The sequence below is a fragment of the Streptomyces chiangmaiensis genome (genome assembly GCF_036281785.1).
Lineage (GTDB): Bacteria > Actinomycetota > Actinomycetes > Streptomycetales > Streptomycetaceae > Streptomyces > Streptomyces chiangmaiensis.
The window spans coordinates 1-16,224 of sequence record NZ_JAYWVC010000176.1; the positions used below are offsets into that span (position 1 = coordinate 1).

At 68.0% G+C, this 16,224-nt stretch carries 14 protein-coding genes and 3 pseudogenes; 3 read left to right on the forward strand and 14 right to left on the reverse strand.

Features of this window, described 5'->3' with window-relative positions:
* Positions 1–95 precede the first annotated feature (95 nt).
* From VXC91_RS33480 to VXC91_RS33495, 4 genes are all read right to left on the reverse strand, one after another.
* Positions 96–1,172 carry a LacI family DNA-binding transcriptional regulator gene (locus VXC91_RS33480; RefSeq protein ID WP_329511118.1) on the reverse strand — a complete coding sequence of 359 codons (1,077 nt, stop codon included), beginning with the start codon at positions 1,170–1,172 and terminating at the stop codon, positions 96–98.
* A 130-nt stretch (positions 1,173–1,302) separates the two neighbouring features.
* Positions 1,303–1,506: a hypothetical protein gene (locus tag VXC91_RS33485; protein ID WP_329511119.1), complete on the reverse strand. Its 204-nt coding sequence runs from the start codon at positions 1,504–1,506 to the stop codon at positions 1,303–1,305.
* Positions 1,503–3,467: a glycoside hydrolase 5 family protein gene (locus tag VXC91_RS33490; RefSeq protein ID WP_329511120.1), complete on the reverse strand. Its 1,965-nt coding sequence runs from the start codon at positions 3,465–3,467 to the stop codon at positions 1,503–1,505. Before VXC91_RS33490 ends, VXC91_RS33485 begins: the two co-directional genes overlap by 4 nt.
* A gap of 648 nt (positions 3,468–4,115) precedes the next feature.
* Positions 4,116–4,880, reverse strand: a complete 765-nt coding sequence (locus VXC91_RS33495) for an SDR family NAD(P)-dependent oxidoreductase (RefSeq protein ID WP_329511121.1) — start codon at positions 4,878–4,880, stop codon at positions 4,116–4,118.
* A 155-nt stretch (positions 4,881–5,035) separates the two neighbouring features.
* Between VXC91_RS33495 and VXC91_RS33500 the strand changes: the two are divergent.
* A pseudogene (locus tag VXC91_RS33500) lies at positions 5,036–6,232 on the forward strand (RNA-guided endonuclease InsQ/TnpB family protein).
* A gap of 291 nt (positions 6,233–6,523) precedes the next feature.
* Here the strand turns inward: VXC91_RS33500 and VXC91_RS33505 are convergent.
* From VXC91_RS33505 to VXC91_RS33530, 6 genes and pseudogenes are all read right to left on the reverse strand, one after another.
* Positions 6,524–6,934, reverse strand: coding sequence for a VOC family protein (locus tag VXC91_RS33505; protein ID WP_329511122.1), 411 nt, complete (start codon positions 6,932–6,934; stop codon positions 6,524–6,526).
* A gap of 23 nt (positions 6,935–6,957) precedes the next feature.
* Positions 6,958–7,719: an SDR family NAD(P)-dependent oxidoreductase gene (locus VXC91_RS33510; protein ID WP_329511123.1), complete on the reverse strand. Its 762-nt coding sequence runs from the start codon at positions 7,717–7,719 to the stop codon at positions 6,958–6,960.
* A 448-nt stretch (positions 7,720–8,167) separates the two neighbouring features.
* Positions 8,168–8,497, reverse strand: a pseudogene (locus VXC91_RS33515) (IS701 family transposase); the annotation flags it as partial.
* Between the two features lie 743 nt (positions 8,498–9,240).
* Positions 9,241–10,005, reverse strand: coding sequence for a hypothetical protein (locus VXC91_RS33520; protein WP_329511125.1), 765 nt, complete (start codon positions 10,003–10,005; stop codon positions 9,241–9,243).
* A gap of 1 nt (position 10,006) precedes the next feature.
* Complete coding sequence (locus tag VXC91_RS33525; RefSeq protein WP_329511126.1) at positions 10,007–10,924, reverse strand: ATP-binding cassette domain-containing protein; 918 nt, start codon at positions 10,922–10,924, stop codon at positions 10,007–10,009.
* Positions 10,921–11,430 (reverse strand): class I SAM-dependent methyltransferase, encoded by a 510-nt coding sequence (locus VXC91_RS33530; protein ID WP_329511127.1) that lies wholly within the window; start codon positions 11,428–11,430, stop codon positions 10,921–10,923. Before VXC91_RS33530 ends, VXC91_RS33525 begins: the two co-directional genes overlap by 4 nt.
* A 226-nt stretch (positions 11,431–11,656) precedes the next feature.
* Here VXC91_RS33530 and VXC91_RS33535 point away from each other — a divergent pair, with 226 nt between their 5' ends.
* Positions 11,657–12,256: a TetR/AcrR family transcriptional regulator gene (locus VXC91_RS33535; protein WP_329511128.1), complete on the forward strand. Its 600-nt coding sequence runs from the start codon at positions 11,657–11,659 to the stop codon at positions 12,254–12,256.
* 149 nt (positions 12,257–12,405) lie between these two features.
* Positions 12,406–12,891 (forward strand): annotated as a pseudogene (locus VXC91_RS33540) (class I SAM-dependent methyltransferase); the annotation flags it as partial.
* Here VXC91_RS33540 and VXC91_RS33545 read toward each other — a convergent pair.
* The 4 genes from VXC91_RS33545 to VXC91_RS33560 all read right to left on the reverse strand — a co-directional run.
* Complete coding sequence (locus VXC91_RS33545) at positions 12,892–13,599, reverse strand: class I SAM-dependent methyltransferase (RefSeq protein WP_329511129.1); 708 nt, start codon at positions 13,597–13,599, stop codon at positions 12,892–12,894. It lies immediately after the preceding pseudogene.
* Positions 13,596–14,768, reverse strand: a complete 1,173-nt coding sequence (locus tag VXC91_RS33550; RefSeq protein WP_329511130.1) for a cysteine desulfurase family protein — start codon at positions 14,766–14,768, stop codon at positions 13,596–13,598. Before VXC91_RS33550 ends, VXC91_RS33545 begins: the two co-directional genes overlap by 4 nt.
* A gap of 28 nt (positions 14,769–14,796) precedes the next feature.
* Positions 14,797–15,036 (reverse strand): mycoredoxin, encoded by a 240-nt coding sequence (locus VXC91_RS33555; RefSeq protein WP_329511132.1) that lies wholly within the window; start codon positions 15,034–15,036, stop codon positions 14,797–14,799.
* A gap of 398 nt (positions 15,037–15,434) precedes the next feature.
* The coding region (locus VXC91_RS33560; protein WP_329511131.1) for a reverse transcriptase domain-containing protein at positions 15,435–16,224 on the reverse strand (790 nt) is incomplete at its 5' end.

A 16,224-nucleotide genomic window follows, 5' to 3' on the forward strand; every position in this document is an offset into this window, starting at 1 on the left:
ACGTCCCTGCCACCCCATAACGGGGTGTCTGGACGAAGGAGCCCACCCAGCAGCCAGCTGGGCGCTACCTCCAAACCCGGCCCTTTAAGGCCGGGTCAAGTTGACCCGTCTCTCTCCCTTGCCGCCATCCGAGGGGGAGCCGTCGTGCCCCGAGGGAGCAGGCGTGGGACTTCGTAGATGTGGACACCGGTGTCCCGCTCCCCGCAGATTGCCTGCACGAGCAGGGAGACGGCTCGTGCGCCATAGCCGGGAGTGTCGTGGGACACCGCGGTCAGGGGCGGATGGGTCAGGCGGCACAGAGGCGAGTCGTCCCAAGCGATGACGGAAAGATCACGTGGGACGTCGCGTCCCAACTCGCGGGCCACTCCGAGAGCTGCCACGGCCATCACGTCGTTGTCGTACATGACCGCTGTGGGTGGGTGCTGAGCGATGAGCAGCTGACGTGTGAGCTGGGCCCCTTGTTCCCCGGTGTAGTCGGATTCCAGCGAGGTCACCTCGATGCCGGCCTCCGCACACGCGTTTCGGAAGGCTGCAACCCGTGTCTGGGTGTGCCGGTACATCGTGGGACCGGACACGTGGGCGAGACGCCGATGGCCGAGGGCAGCGAGGTAGCGCACCACTTCCGTGGCCGCGCCGACCTCGTCGGACTGCAGTGTCGGCAGCTCCGCCCCTTCGCTGATGCCCATCAATACGGCCGGCAGTCCCAGCTCCTTCAGCACCGGGATGCGCTGGTCCTCGGTGCGCAGGTCCTGGACCAGCACACCGTCGACGCTGCGCCGCCCGGCCCAGCGGCGATAGCCTTCCACCTCCTCCTCGTGGCTGCCGACCATCCGGAGCATCAGGGAGTATCCATGCGCTGACAGCTCTGCCTCGATGCCGGAGATAAGGGTCATGAAGTACGGCTCGAACGCCAGGATTTCCGGAGAACGGGCTAGGATCAGGCCCACCGCTTCCGAGCGAGCTCCCGACAGGGCCCGGGCCGCGCTACTGGGCTCCCAGCCCAGCTCGGCTGCGACGGCCAGGACGCGCGCGCGTGTGGCCTCGGCGACACCGGGGCGACCGTTGAGCGCGTACGAGGCGGTGCCTTTGGCAACCCCGGCCAGACGAGCGATGTCGTTGATCGTGGGGCGGCGCTGAATGCCTTCGCCGTCTGCTTTCGAACCGGTTCTCATGCATCCGAGCCTATCGTTCGACCGTTATCCATGCTGGTGACTTGTCTCCCTTCATCTCTGAACGGACTTCTGGATCTCCACTAAGACATCGATCAGAAGAACCGGTTCTGCACCTCAGGGACCACTGGGCTCACGATGCTCTGCCGTAGTCGCAGGCGGACCTCCCCAGCTGCGCTGGGAGAACGGTCACGTCGCGTGCGAATGACAGACGCGTACCTGTCGAGGTGGCGCCGTTGCGGCCCGAAACGGGTCGGCTCGGTCCACCGCCCGCCGCGGCGATCTTCGTGCCGCCCACGTCGACGGCCAGAGCGGTGCCCAGGGTGCGCGCCGTCATGCCCGGACCTCGACCACGGCAACGCCGTAGGGGTCCAGCGAGATCTCCTGTGCGTCGCGTCCCTCATGATCGACCAGCCGCAGCCCGGGGTCCGTGCAGCGGAGCCGCACCTTCAGCGGCTCCGCCGACTCGCTGATCACGAAGGCGAACCGGCGGCCGTCGGCACGCTCGATCACGTCGGTGAAGGCGTGTCCGTCTTCGACCATGACAGCGGGCAGCGCGTCCGCGACATGGGCGGCGGCGCGGTACAGACGTACCGTGTCATCCGGGTTGACACGTGATGTGCGTGCGGCGAAGTACTCCAGCGGGTACGTGGCCAGCACGACCCGTCCGGCGCCGGTGTCCTTCACCAGCAGGGCAGGGCGGCCGTGCTGGTCCTCGGCAACCACCCGGGCGCCAGCCGACTCGACCGGCAGCATGCAGCGGCCGTCAGCAGTTCCCGCGGCCCGGAACGACAGCGTCGTGTCAGTTGGCAGGTCACCGAAGTCTTCGGTGAATCGCCAGGTCACGACGTCCTCAGTGACCGGCTCGGTCAGCCCGTATCGCAGCAGCTTACGCACCCCGAAGAACTCGTCCAGTCCCGGCCACCACGAGCCTCGCTGGACCGGCGTGTCACCGCACGAGTACGAGACGAGCACCGTGGCGCCTGCCTCTGCCGCCTCGCCGAGTGCGCGGCATCCAGGCGCAGTCAGCGCCTTCGCGGACGGCACCACCAGCAGCGGAGCCGCGGGGATACCGTCGAGTTCGCGGACAAGGGCGGGAGAAAGGTCGGCCAGGCGGGCCGAGATGTAGCTCTGCAGCAGGCTGTCTCGCAGCGCGTCCTGGTCAGCCGGGCTCCAGAACGGATGCTCCGCCTCGAGTTGGCTGCTTACCACGATGCCGGTGCGGGTGTCCGCGCGGCGGCAGTTGGCGAGGTCCAGGTCGTCCAGCAGGGTCCGGAAGCTTTGGAGTTCGAGCAACGGCGGCTTGGGCTCGCCGGTCGAGGTGGTGATGCCGAAATGCATCTCGAACGGGTGGTGCCGGTACGGATCCTGGTCGGGAAGGTCGAAATCGGTGTTGTTCCAGGCGATCCAGCCGGTGGCACCCGCGAGCAGGGTGGTGTGCAGCACCTGCCGGTAGTAGTCGGCGGCGCCTTCGTCCGAGGTGAAGTCGCTGGTGAGCCCGAACTCCTCCATCACCACGGGACGACCGAAATGGCTGAGTTCGCACATCATGGCGGGGATCAGGTTCTGACGCACGGGGTCGTCGGTCATGTGGTACGTGTGCGGGCCGATCCAGTCCACCAGCGGAGCCAGTCGCCGGAGCCGGAAGCCGTTGTCGCGGCCGGTCACCTCGATTCCCCATGCGCCGTCGCCGATCGAGACCGGCTGGGTGCCGCCGCCCGCGCGCACCGCCTGCACCATCAGGTCGGCCCAAGCAGTGACATCCTCGTGGTCGGCACCGGGACGGTCCTCTCCTCCCAGCCCCCCGCCCCCGCCTCCGTAGAGCGGCATCTCGTTCGAGATCAGCCAGCCGGCGACGGCCTCATGCCTGTGGAATCGGCGGACCATCTCGCGTACGAACCACGCCTGCCGGTCGACCATCCACACATCGCGGTACAGATCGCGGCCCGCCCTCCACTCAGGGTCCCAATTCTGACCCGACATGTGGCCGACGATGAAGGTCGGGACGGTCGTCATCCCCGCTTCGGTGTGCAGGTCCAGGAAGCGGCCGAACCGGTCGCACAGCTCCTCGTCCACGCGGTCCGGCTCAGGATGGAAGTCCGGCCAGTAGAAGAACGACCGCGTCAGGTTCAGGCCGTGCCTGGCCAGAACGTCCAACTCCTCCCGAACCAGCTGCTCGTCGAAACTGCGCCACATGAGCGGGCCGCCGAGACGGGACCAGAAGTTCGCCCCGACCCACGGCCGGCCGGTTTCAGGCAGCAGCCGCGCAGGGCGAGCGATCGGGGATGGCTCTGTCACAGGGAACTCCTTGAACATCGTTACGGACGTCATGGCGCATGCCGCAGCCCGCCGTGGCCGGCCTTGCCGCGGACATTCCATGCGGGCGAGCAGCTCTCCCGCGGACGTAAGCCACGACAACGCTCCCGAGGCGCCCGTCCCGAGCCGCGTGATCGCCCGTGACCCACTCCACTACCGAACCGATTCGTACGTCAAGAGGCTCGAATTCGTTCGGGAGAATCGTCACCCTGCAAGGCAGGGTAGGCTCTGAAAGTGGGTGACTCACAGAAGGGAGGGGAGAGAACAGGCGGATCGTAAGTTCCTTCTAGGAACCGGTTCGAAAGATCCATGTTCAGGGAGAGCCTGCCCAACCCCCAGGTGCTTCATACGGCCCCTACTGGTGGGCTCGTCTGTTCAACCGGCGCCGGTTCTTCGTGGAGTCCAGCCCCCGCTGGTGACCATGTGTGGTCGCCGGGGGCGTATCGACTCCAGGTTGCTCCGGCCTCGAGCGCGAGCCGGGTCGTGGTGACCGGTGGCGACAGCGGGCGTCGGCGATGACGGGGCTGGGGGTGCCTGTCCCGCTCGAAAATACGATTCGCGGCTGTGGCCTGGGCCTCACAGGAGGATTGCCGGAGGGAGGGCCCGTCCAGCGGTTTCGTCCGCGGTCCGTTACCAGGTCTGCTCGCCGGCACGAACCAGGATCTCGTTGACGGCGACCCGGCGGTCCCGGGTGACGATGTAGGAGACCGCGTCGGCGATGTCCTCGGGACGCAGCATTTCCATGCCCTCGACCTGGCGCTCGATCGCCTGCCGCACACCGTCGCGCAGGTGCGAGCTGAGCTCCGTGTCCACGGTGCCGGGCTCGACCACGCTCACCCGCACGCGCTTCTGCATGACCTCCTGCCGCAGCGCCTCGGTGAATCCGTTGACGCCGAACTTCGTCAGGTTGTAGACAGCCGTCCCGGGCCGCGCCACCCGGCCCGCGGTGGAACTGATGTTGACCAGGTCCGCCACCCGCCGCGGAGAGTCCTCCGCGGCGCGCAGCAGGTGCGGCAGCGCAGCATGGGTGACATACAGCAGGCCCTGGACGTTGACCTCGAGCATGCGCTCCCACTCCTCGAGCGGAGAGTCCACAGCCTGCCCGACGCCCATGGTGCCGGCGTTGCTGACGACCGTGTCCAGGCGCCCGAACTCGGCCACCACAGCCTCCACGGCCGCCGCCGCCTGCTGCTGGTCGGTGATGTCCACCGCGACCACGAAGGCGGTCCCGCCATCGGCGCGGACCTTGTCCGCGAGCTCCTCCAGCCTGTCACGCCGCCGTCCCAGGACGGCGACGGCCGCGCCCTCAGCGGCGAGGCTCCGCGCGGTCGCCTCACCGATGCCGCTGCTGGCGCCGGTCACCAGCGCCACCGTGTTCTGCAGTCGTCCGGTCATCTGATCTCCTTCGTGGATACCCCGGCCTTCAGGCCGGGGAGGAAACGAGCCCCTGCGGGGCAGGGCAGGGAGAGCCGGTTCGCCGCCAGGGCGGACCGGCGTCCACGCCCAACTGCCCGCAGCCCGTCACAAACTGATGCGGTAGTATGTGAACCGTGAAGACCGCCCACGTGAAGCGGGCGTTCAAGTACCGCTTCTATCCCACGGACGAGCAGGCAGCCGAGCTGTCCCGCACGTTCGGATGCGTGCGGAAGGTCTACAACCTGGCCCTTGCAGCGCGCACGGAAGCGTGGACGCGACAGGAACGGGTGAACTACAACCAGACGTCGGCGATGCTGACGGCCTGGAAGAAGACCGCGGAACTCGCGTTCCTCAACGACGTCTCCTCCGTGCCGCTCCAACAAGCCCTCCGGCACCTCCAGGTGGCGTTCACCAACTTCTTCGGCAAGCGTGCCAAGTACCCGCGTTTCAAATCGCGGAAGAAGTCGCGGAAGTCGGCGGAGTACACCACCAGCGCGTTCCGGTTCCGCAGCGGCAAGCTGACCCTGGCGAAGATGGCCAAGCCGCTGGACATCGTGTGGTCCCGTGCGCTCCCCGAGGGTGCGTCGCCGTCCACGGTGACGGTGTCGCAGGACGCGGCCGGGCGCTGATTCGTTTCCCTGCTGTGCGAGGACCAGTCCGTCCAGCCGCTCCCGGCCACAGATACGGCCGTCGGCATAGACGTCGGACTCGAACACCTGCTGACCCTCTCCACCGGGGAGAGGGTCTCCAACCCCCGGCGCGAGCGGCGTGACCGCGCCCGCCTCGCCAAGGCCCAGCGACAGCTTGCCCGCAAGGCCAAGGGCGACGGAGCGAACCGGGCCAAGGCACGCCGGAGGGTCGCCAAGGTCTACGCCCGCATCGCCGACCGCAGGCGCGACTACCTGCACAAGCTCACCACTCGACTCGTTCGTGAAAACCAAACGATCGTGATCGAGGACCTGGCCGTCCGGAACATGGTGAAGAACGGCAGCCTGGCCCGCGCTGTCAGCGATGCGGCGTGGTCGGAGTTCCGGAGCATGCTGGAGTACAAGGCCCAGTGGTACGGCCGCGAAGTGATCGCGATCGACCGGTGGTTCCCCTCCTCCAAGCTGTGCTCCGTCTGCGGCACCTTGCAGGACAAGATGCCGCTGCACGTCCGCACGTGGACGTGTGACTGCGGGACGACCCATGATCGGGACGTGAACGCGGCGAAGAACATCCTGGCCGTCGGGCTGACGGCGTCTGTCTGTGGAGCCGGCGTAAGACCTCAACGGAGAACTCCGGGCGGGCAGTCGGCGATGAAACAGAAACCCCCACGGCGCGAGCCGTAGGAATCCCCCTCGCTCACGAGGGGGAAGAAGTCAAGTTGTCTTCCTCCATGTGTGTGTGGTGGTGATCGCGGCCTGACAGGCCGCAGGTTGTAGCGGGTCGCGGCCGACGTACGTTTGAGCAGGGCCCAAACCAGGGCCCGCGTTGCCGTCGTACCGAGTGCGGGTGAAAGTGCTGCTGCTCGGTCCCGTAGATCTCGGCCCATGCGGGGCGGCCTGGGCGCGCATGAGGCTGCTCCTGGTCCGTTGCGGCCGCCGATGTGCGGGCGAGGGCTTGTGGGTGGTGGTGCCGGCTCACTGGGTGTGTTGCAGCAGTTCGACGAGGTTGCCCTCGGGGTCGGCGAGGTAGGCGAAGCGGATCCCGGGCCGCCGGGCCGGTGCCGGCGGGAAAATGGTGCGGGCGCCGCAGGCGACCGCGGTGGAAATGGCCGCCTCCAGGTCGTCCACGGTCAGGGCCCAGTGGAAGTAGCCCTGGACGCCTGCGCCCTCGACGGGATCGGCGAAGTGCTGCGGTGCCGAGCCCGCGCGCTCGGTCAGTTCGACCGCGGCGCCGCCGGGGCCGCTGAGGAACACGATGCGGATACCGGCCTCGGGAAACTCGGTCCGGTGCCTGTCGTGGAAGCCGAATGCCTCGATGTAGAAGCGGCGTTGCCGGTCGAGGTCGGCGACCGACAGCCCGATGTGATCAAAGGAAACCGTGGACATGGCCAGTTGTGATCCCTTCCCGGTCAGCGGGCCGTGTATCCGCCGTCGACCGGGAGGGCCGCGCCGGTGACGAAGCTGGACCGGCCGGAGCACAGCCACAGGACGGCGTCGGCGATCTCCTCGGGTTCGGCGATCCTGCCGATCGGGTGGGCTGCCACCCGGGCCGCCATCACCTCCGGCGAACGCCCTTCGGCGATCAGCGGCGTGTTGACCAGGCCGACGACGAGGGCATTGACCCGGATGCCGTCCGGCCCGTAGTCCAGCGCGGCCGTCCGGGTCAGCCCGATGACGCCGTGCTTGGCCGCGGTGTATCCGGCGAAGCCCGCCACTCCGACCACACTCGCCCCGGAGCCGACGTTGACGATGGAGCCGAAGCCCTGCGCCTGCATCTGACGCAGCTGGTACTTCATCGACAGGAACGTCCCCCGCAGATCGGTGGCGATCATGCGGTCGAAGGCCTCGACGGAGTAGTCAGCCGTCTTCCGCAGATCGTCTCCGCCACTGATCCCGGCGCTGTTGACACCGAAATCCAGCCGCCCGGAGTCTCCGACAGCCACCTGGACCGCATGCGCGACCGACTGCTCGTCACTGACATCACACGCCACGTGGCGGGCGGTGCCCCCGGCTTCCGTGATCATCCGAACGGTCTCTTCCAGGGTGGCCACCGTGCGCCCGGCGACCGTCACGGTGCAGCCGGCCGCGGCCAGGGCGAGTGCCGAAGCCCGGCCGATACCGGTTCCACCGCCGGTGACCAGCGCCGTGGTGCCCTCGAAAGACTTGTCCATGATCTCTTTCCTGTCTTCCCTGCTTGTACCTGTTCGGGTGGCGTAGCTCTTCAGTGGAGCCAGGGCCGGGGAGCGCGTCGGAGGGATCGTCCCGGGTGACCTCGATCACGTCGCGGGAGACCTGCCGACGGGCCTGGCCCACGCCCTGGTGATGGTTGCGCCGGTTCCGATGGCGGCAAGAACCCGGTCATTCAGAACACCGCCGGACAGCCGGAGTGCGGCCGCTCGTAGAGAAGCGCGACGCCGCAGTACCCGGCTATCCGGAACCCGTTCCGGTTGAACCATAACCGGAACCCGTTCCGGTTTCAAGTGCGGCAGAAAGGGAGCTCGGATCGGCCGACGACAGGGGCGGCACCCCACGACAGGCGCGGCACCACGCGACAGCCCAGGTCGCTGCAAGCCGACACACAACCTCGCAGCAGCTCGGGGTTGTTCAAGCCAACAAGCAGTCGATGGGGGTGTGCGGCTGACCGGCCGGTGCCCAGGTACCGCCATGAGGTTTGAGGGCCACCACGTAAGCCAGCCCGGCGTCACGCAGCGCGAGGTACCAGTCGTCGCTGACGGACAAGGCGCAGTCGGCGACCACCGCCCGGCAGCCGAAGCCCGCCTCCTTCCCCCGCGCCGCGAGCGCGGCGGCCGGCCAGGGCTTGGTGCGGAAGCCCGGATCGGACCGGCCGCGGGCGAAGTGGTGGGCGGGTGTGTAGGGCTGGGCGTGCAGCGGATAGTACGCGCGTCCGTCGGTCCACACCGTGGTCACCGTGATGATGCCGTTGTCGGAGCACGGCAGTTGGCTCCTACCGCCGCTCTATGACCAACCCACTCTGCCGTCAACCCACACTACCGACGGGTTCAACGAACCAGCGGTAGTCGTCGACAACGGCGTGAAGCAGGCCAAGCTGCCTGCGGACTCCCCGCCGTATCGGCGGGTGCACGCCTTCGCCCGGCGCCGACAGGTGGCGAGCCGGCTCGCCGAGCGCCAGGTCCAGAGGCCATGAGGGATCGAGTCGCCGCCGGTCCAAGCTGACGGGTTCGCGGAATCTCGCAGGGGTTGTTGGAGGAACCCAAGGGGCATCCGCTCAATTATGAAGGCTGGCACGTGAGTTCGTGGCTGGATCAAGGGATGGTGATGGCAAGTCGCTGCCTTCGGCGGGACAGCCGACTCGCGACGCCTGCTGCCACAGACGTCGCAAGTTCTCACCCCGGATCCACCGGGTGATCTCTTGCAGGGCCAGCTCCTGTCCCGGGTGGTCGGCCGGGTAGAGCACGGGTGTCGGAGCAGGCGGTGCGCAGCCTGTCCGAAGGGTCTCCAGGGTCGGGAGGGATCGCGGTGCCGCCGTGGCCGATGCGGCCGAGAGCGTGCGGGATCGGCGGTGACGGGCACGCCGGCGAGGGTGGCCGGTGCACCGCGTCGCACAAGGCGAGAAGCGCCCACCCCCTGTGTCCACGGACAGTGGGACGGGTCGGGTGATCCCGGGGAATCGCACCCCCGGGCTACCCGACCTCTTGAAAGGGCGAAGTCGGTCAGTTGATGTCGCGCCGCATGGAGAAGAGTGAGCCCGTGAGTGCGAAGGCGAGCCCGTAGCCGGTCAGTAGCAGTCCGCCCTGCCAGGTGTGGAGGAAATGCTGGGTGGTCAAGGTGACGTTGGTGAGAGCTTGGGAGGCCGGACCGGGTAAATAGAGCGTCCAGCCTTTGAGCGCGGGGATGTTGGTGACGACCGGTTCGGCGACGAAGCGGTACACCAGCAGCGCCACCACGGTGGCCACCTGGTCACGGATCAGGGCGCCGACGCCGACTCCGATCAGGGCGAAGATGGCGTCGCCGGTGAGGACGCCGAGCGCGGTGGCGGGGATGCCGTTGGCGGTGAGGTCGATGTCGATGCCCTTTGCGGCGAGCCAGGGCAGGGCGATCACGGTGACGATGGCCAGGCAGGCGGTCGCGTAGAGGATGCCGACGAGACCGTAGGTGATCAGCTTGGCGGCGATGATCCGGCCGCGGTGCGGGGTGGTCAGGAAGGTCGCGGTCGCGGTCCTGTGCCGGTATTCGCCGGTGATGCCGATGGCGGCGAGTACGGCGGTCAGAGTGCTTGAGCCGCCGGATGCCACGGCGAACAGGCTCTGCTGTCCGGCCGGCGTGTCCAGGGACGGGGTCCAGGTGTCCGGCGCGTCGGCGAAGGCGACGAGCAGACTCGCGTACAGAGCGGTCAGGGCCATGGAGGAGAGCAGCAGCCACAGCCACAGCCGGGTGGTGATCAGTTTGTGGATCTCGCCCGCGACCAGTCGCCGCATATCAGTTCCTCTCCTCTGTGTGGTGGGTCAGAGTGAAGAAGAGCTGTTCCAGCTCGCGGCGGGTGGGGCTGAGTTCGTGCAGTTCGATGCGTTCGGTGTGCGCGAGGCGTCCGATGTCGGCCGGTGTCATGCCGGTGACGGACAGGGCGTCGGGGCCGGTGCGTTCGATACGGGTTCCGTTGGTCGTGGCGCGGTCCAGGGCGGCGGCGAGGGCGGTGGTGTGCGGGCTGCGGACCGTGACGGCGACGGTAGTGGCGGACAGGTCGGCGAGTCGGCCCTGGTGTACCGCTCGCCCTTTGTTGATGATCACGACGTGGTCGACGAGTTGCTGCATCTCCGAAAGCACATGGCTGGAGACGAGCACGGTGCGCCCCTCGTCGGCCAGTGAGCGCAGGAACTGCCGTATCCAGGCGATGCCCTGGGGATCGAGGCCGTTGGCGGGCTCGTCCAGCAGTAGCACCTTCGGGTCGCCGAGCAGGGCTGCGGCCAGGGCGAGGCGCTGGCGCATGCCCAGGGAGTAGCCGCCCACCGGGCGGCGGGCCGCCGCGGTGAGGCCGACCATGTCCAGCATCGCGTCGGCGCGGGAGGGCGGGAAGCCGCCGACCGTGCACAGGACGCGGAGGTGGTCGCGGCCGCTGCGGGCGGGGTGGAAGCCGGTGGCCTCCAGGGCCGCGCCGACTTCGCGGGCCGGTGCGGGCAGCGCGGTGTAGGGGTGTCCGCCGATGGTCGCGGTGCCGGCGTCCGGGGTGATCAGGCCGAGGATCATACGGAGGGTGGTGGTCTTGCCCGCTCCGTTGGGGCCGAGGAAGCCGGTGACCGACCCAGCTTCGACCGTGAAGGACAGATCATCGACTGCCTTGAGGCTTTGGAACTGCTTGGTGAGGCCGCGCACTTCGATCCGGCCGGGCCCGCTGGTCATGGCGTCTCCCGCAGGGCGGTGCCGAGGATGTGGAAGGAGCCGGGTGTTCGGGCGTCGGGGAAGAGGAAGCGGTCGAGGCGTTCGAGGGTGAATCCGGCGTTGTGGATGGCGGCGAGCGTGTCGCGTGACGTGTGGCAGCCGCCGAACAGGTGCGGCCAGACGGTGGCGTCGAGCAGGCGCTGCAGCCACGCGAGGCCGGGGGTGTCGGCTCGTACGTGTTCGAGGAAGTACAGGCGCCCGCCGGGTCGCAGTACTCGGCGGATCTCGTGCAGTGCGGCCTGCTGGTCGGCGACCGAGCACAGAGCGAGGGAGGTCACGGCGGCGTCGAAGGCGGCGTCCTCCGTGGGGAGTCGCTCGGCGAGACCGTCGGTCACTTCGATCGGGGCGGGCATGGCGGCGGCGCTGTCGCGGGCGAGGGCGCGCAGGGCGGGCTCGGGCTCGATCGCGAGGACGTGGGTGACGGTGGCCGGGTAGTGCGGGAAGTTCAGTCCGTTTCCGGCACCCATCGATGACCTGCCCGGTGAGATCGGCCAGCAGGGTGCTGCGGTGTTCGGCCATGCCGCCGCGGTCCATGGCCGGGCCTATGCGGGCGTAGAAGCGTGCGAAGAGCGGGGTGCGGACGGATGCGTAGGGCATTCCACGTCTCACTTACGTGACATCCATTTGTACACTCTGATGTAAACAAACCTACTTGTATACTCGCTCATAAGCAAGGTGAGGTGGACGTCGACCATGGCCCCAGCAGCAGACGGCGAGCAGTCCGTCCCGCCTGTCCCCGGTCGCCGTCTGCGCCGGGCGGAACGGCGCAAGCAGATCCTGGACGCCGCCACCCGCGCCTTCGCTCGCACCGGGTACGGGGCCACGGGCCTGGACGACATCGCGGCCGAGGCGGGAATCAGCCGCGTGATCCTCTACCGGCACTTCGAGTCCAAGGCGGACCTGTACCGCGCCGCTCTCGACCGCGCCTGCACCCGCCTCGTGGACGCCGTCGGCGACGACAACTTCACCGACGACTCCATCCCCGCTCTCGTCGAGGCGGCCGCCGAGGACCCCGACGGCTTCCGGCTCCTGTTCCGGTACGCGGCCCGGGAACCGGAGTTTCGCGACATGACCGACGCGCTCACCACCGCCTCACGCGATGTCACCTATCGCCAGCTAGCCAAGTTGATCTCCGATCCGCACTGGACCGACTGGGCCGCCAGGCTCATCCCCACCGTCACCACCGAAGCGGTGATCGCCTGGCTGGACGCCGGACAGCCCGCCCCCGACCAGGCCGCCGCACGCATCGCACAAGCCGTCCACGGCGTCATCCAGGCAGCCCAGGCACCATAGGCTGGACACCGGCTCGTACGAGTCAAGGGTCAATGCACAAAGCAGGAGCGGTGATGCACGGGCAGGACACAAAGCTGGCGGATCTCCAACGTCAGCAGTGGCAGGACACTTACCGCGCTCACCGGGGAATGTAGGCTCGCCATGGGTTCAACGTCACGGCCTGCGACTTCAGCCCCGCCGGGATCGACCAGCTGCGCACCGACGCCGCGGCCCAGGAGTTGGAGCGGCACGTGTCCGCCGTGGTGCACGACGTGCGTGCGCCGCTACCGCTTCCCGACGAGGCCGTGGACGCGGTGTTCGCGCACATGCTGCTGTGCATGGCCCTGTCCACCGACGAACTCCATTCCGTCATGGCGGAGATCACCCGCGTGCTGCGGCCAGGCGGCACGCTCGTGTACACCGCTCGGCACACTGGCGACACCGACTTCGAGGCTGGCGTCGGGCACGGTGACAACATCTGGGAGCACGGTGGCTTCGCCGTGCACTTCTTGGACCGGGCGCTGGTCGATTCGCTTGCCGATGGCTGGCAGCTGGAGGACGTTCACCCCTTCGAGGAAGGCGAACTCCCTCGTCGGCTCTGGCGGATCACCCAGACTCTTCCCAGCGCCGGGGATAAAGAACGTCTTGCACGGTGATCACGCGGCCGAGCTTCCGCTGTCGACCCTGACCGCCGTACCGAGGATGTGCGGCGCCGTCGGCACAGGGAGAGGTAGGTCCGGTGCTCGGAACCGGTCGACCTGTTCCATGGCGAATCCCGCTCGTGTGATCGCGGCCGACGTGTCCCGGCTGCAGTGGCAGCCGCCGAACAGGCGGGGCCAGATGGTGGCGTCAACAATGCGCTGAAGTCCGTGGAGGACGGGGGGCTCGGCGCGGACGTGTTCGTAGAAGTGCAGTCGGCCACCCGGCCATAGGACGCGGTGCATCTCGAGCAGGGCAGCATCCGGGTCGGTCACCGAACACAGGGTGAGGCACGCGACGGCGGTCCCGAAGGACGCGTCATCGGTGGGCATTTCCTCGGCCATGCCGTCGACGACCTCGACGGGGACCGGTGCCGACCGTGCTGCTTGCCGGGCCAACTCGCCCAGGTGCGGGTCCGGTTCGACGGCGAGCACGCGCGTAACCTGTGGCGGGTAGTGCGCGAAGTTGAGGCCGTTGCCCGCGCCCACCTCGATGACGTTGCCGCTGATTCCGGCGAGCAACTGCCGTCGCCGGTCGGCTCCCCCCGAACGCTGCGTGGACGGGCTGCGCCAAGCGTAGAAGCGAGCAAAGAGCGGGTTGTTGACCCCGGGGCTCACGGCGGGCGAGCCGTCGCTGTCTTGTCGGACTCGCGGGTTGGTGGTCATGCGGTGTCCGGCCCTTTCCTGATCTGTGCGGTCAGTGCCCGCGCTGCACGGTCGACGTCCCCCTCGCCCGTCCAGCGCCCCAGGCTCAGCCGGAACGCGGCGAGAGCCCGCTCCGTCGAGTGCCCCATGGCGAGGAGCACGTCGGAGGGGCGGTGGGTACCGGAGTGACAGGCGGACGCGGTGGACGCCGCGACCTCTGACGTCGCGGACAACACATCGGCGGCGACGATCCCGCTGACGCTGATGTTGAGGGTGTTGGGCAGCCGCTCGGAGGGGTGGCCGTTGACCTGGGTTCGGCCCGGGAAAGCTGCTTCCAGGGTGCGCTGAAGGAGGTCGCGCAGACCGGCCAGCCGCCTGGGCTCGGTGCTCAGCAGCCGTGCGGCCTTGGCCGCGGCCGCACCGAGGCCAACGAGCGCGGCGACGTTCTCGGTGCCGGCGCGTTGGGCGCGCTCCTGTCCGCCGCCGCTGATGACGGGCTCCAGGTGGAGCGGTTTACGGATGCGGAGGGCCGCGATGCCCTTGGGCGCATAGAACTTGTGGCCCACCAGGGTGAGCAGGTCGACGCCCAGCAGGCCGACGTCAACCGGGATCTTGCCCATTGCCTGCGCGGCGTCCGTGTGAAAGAGCGCGCCGGCTTCGTGGGCGATGTCAGCGAGTTGGGGAATCGGGTGGATCGTGCCGGTCTCTCCGTTGGCGAACTGGAGCGAGACGAGTGCGGTGCGTTCGTTGACCGACCGGCGCAGCGCCTCGGGGTCGACGCTGCCATGTTCGTCGACGGCCAGGTAGGTCACCCAGATCCCGTGCCTGCGCTTGAGTGCTTCACAGGTCTCCAGGACGGAGGGGTGCTCGGTGATCTGGGTGATCAGGTGGTTCCGGCCCGTACGCAGGGCGGGGAGCATCGCCCCCTGGAGTGCGAGTGCGTTGGCCTCGGAGCCGGTGCTGGTGAAAACGATCTCTTCCGGTGCGGCCCCGATCAGAGCGGCGACCTGCGCCCGGGCCGCTGCCACAGCAGTGGCAGCGGAGCGGCCGTAGGCGTGGCTGCTGGAGGGGTTGCCGAAGTGGGTCGTCAGGTACGGCAGCATCGCCTCCACGACCTCGGGGTCGACAGGGGTGGTGGCGTTGTAGTCGAGGTAGGCGGGGCCGTCGCGCAGATGGTCGACGATGGACATGGTGCGGCTCCTGGTCGCGGAGGTTGGTTCAGGCGGAGCTGGCGAGGCACAGCTTGACCTGGAGAACACCGGGGTTGGTCATCGCGGTGCCGTCCGGGAAGACCACGGTCGGGACCACCTGGTTGCCGCCGTTGACACTCTCGACGAACTTCGCGGCCGTCGCATCCTGCTCGATGTCGACGTCGGTATACGGGATGTTCTCGCGGTCGAGCTGCTTCTTGAGGCGGTCGCAGTAGCCACACCAGGGCGTGGAGTAGACGGTGATCACGGTGGACTCCTTGTCGGGTGTGACGAGGGTGGTGGCGGGCCAGTCGCAGGCTTCGGTGAGGACCCGGCGTACCAGGTGGGCGGTGGTGGTGTACGGCGCGTACTGCGCGGTGTGCTCCAGCTGCTGCAAATAGCCGTCAGCCCAGGGCCAGATGTGGACATGCAGCAGCTCATGGGCGAGTGTCCACGCCTCCTGGGTGGACAGGTGTCCGTCCACCGTTCCGGCCGCTGTTCCGTACAGGCGTGCCAGCAGCGACAGTTCGACGGCGAGATGGTCGTGGTCAAGGACCGCGTCACGCTCGCCGATAACCGGGCGAAGGTCGTGACGTTCCATGAGGTGAGTCGGCGGCGGGAGTCTCACCCGCCGCCGCTCGCAGAACCGTGCGGAAACCTCTCGGCTTACACGGCTCCCATCGTCCAGCCAGCAGGCTTGAGACCGAACCGCCAGTGGGCGAATAGATTCGGGTACCGGCGGGCAGTACCCGCCAGCAGTTCCCGAGCCTTCTTTTCCCGGCGGCGAAGCCGCTTGTACTTCCGGCAAGCCCAGCGCACCAGATAGTCATTGAGGCGCTGGAGAAGGGGATACAACATGGACTTGTAGAAGCGCCCGTAATAGTTGATCCACCCTTGCACGATGCCGTTGAACATCCGCGCAAGGTCGTTGAGGGACTTGTCACTGCGGCGGGCGATATGCCAGGATCGGATCTCCTTGCCCATCGCCTTGATCGCCTGTTTACTGACCGCGGGCAGGAAGCTCACGAAGTGTTTCCCGTACCGGTTCTTGGCCAGTCTCGGCCGGAAGGTGTACCCGAGGAACGTGAACGACGTGTGCTCGAACGAGCCACGCCGGTCGGTGTCCCTGCAATACACCACGCGCGTCTTGTCTGGATGTAATTCCAGACCGACTTGCGCCAGCCTCGCAGCAAGTGCGTCCCGCACTCGGCGGGCCTGATGCTCGCTGCGGCAGTGAATCACCGCATCATCGCAGTAACGCTCAAACGTGACCTGCGGGAACTCCCGCACCAGCCACATGTCGAACGCGTAGTGGAGATACAGATTTGCTATCACAGGCGAGATTGCCGACCCCTGGGGAGTCCCGCGTTCCCGTTGCTGCACCGTGCCGTCCGGCTTCGCCAGCGGGGCCACAAGCCACCGCTTGACGTAGAGCAGGACCCACTTCCCGTCCTCA

Coding starts and splice junctions, on each gene's coding strand:
- VXC91_RS33485 (WP_329511119.1), bottom strand. CDS start 1,506: ATGACGGCGCGCACCCTGGGCACCGCTCTGGCCGTCGACGTGGGCGGC.
- VXC91_RS33525 (WP_329511126.1), bottom strand. CDS start 10,924: ATGACCAGCGGGCCCGGCCGGATCGAAGTGCGCGGCCTCACCAAGCAG.
- VXC91_RS33505 (WP_329511122.1), bottom strand. CDS start 6,934: ATGTCCACGGTTTCCTTTGATCACATCGGGCTGTCGGTCGCCGACCTC.
- VXC91_RS33480 (WP_329511118.1), bottom strand. CDS start 1,172: ATGAGAACCGGTTCGAAAGCAGACGGCGAAGGCATTCAGCGCCGCCCC.
- VXC91_RS33535 (WP_329511128.1), top strand. CDS start 11,657: ATGGCCCCAGCAGCAGACGGCGAGCAGTCCGTCCCGCCTGTCCCCGGT.
- VXC91_RS33520 (WP_329511125.1), bottom strand. CDS start 10,005: ATGCGGCGACTGGTCGCGGGCGAGATCCACAAACTGATCACCACCCGG.
- VXC91_RS33495 (WP_329511121.1), bottom strand. CDS start 4,880: ATGACCGGACGACTGCAGAACACGGTGGCGCTGGTGACCGGCGCCAGC.
- VXC91_RS33530 (WP_329511127.1), bottom strand. CDS start 11,430: ATGGGTGCCGGAAACGGACTGAACTTCCCGCACTACCCGGCCACCGTC.
- VXC91_RS33545 (WP_329511129.1), bottom strand. CDS start 13,599: ATGACCACCAACCCGCGAGTCCGACAAGACAGCGACGGCTCGCCCGCC.
- VXC91_RS33510 (WP_329511123.1), bottom strand. CDS start 7,719: ATGGACAAGTCTTTCGAGGGCACCACGGCGCTGGTCACCGGCGGTGGA.
- VXC91_RS33550 (WP_329511130.1), bottom strand. CDS start 14,768: ATGTCCATCGTCGACCATCTGCGCGACGGCCCCGCCTACCTCGACTAC.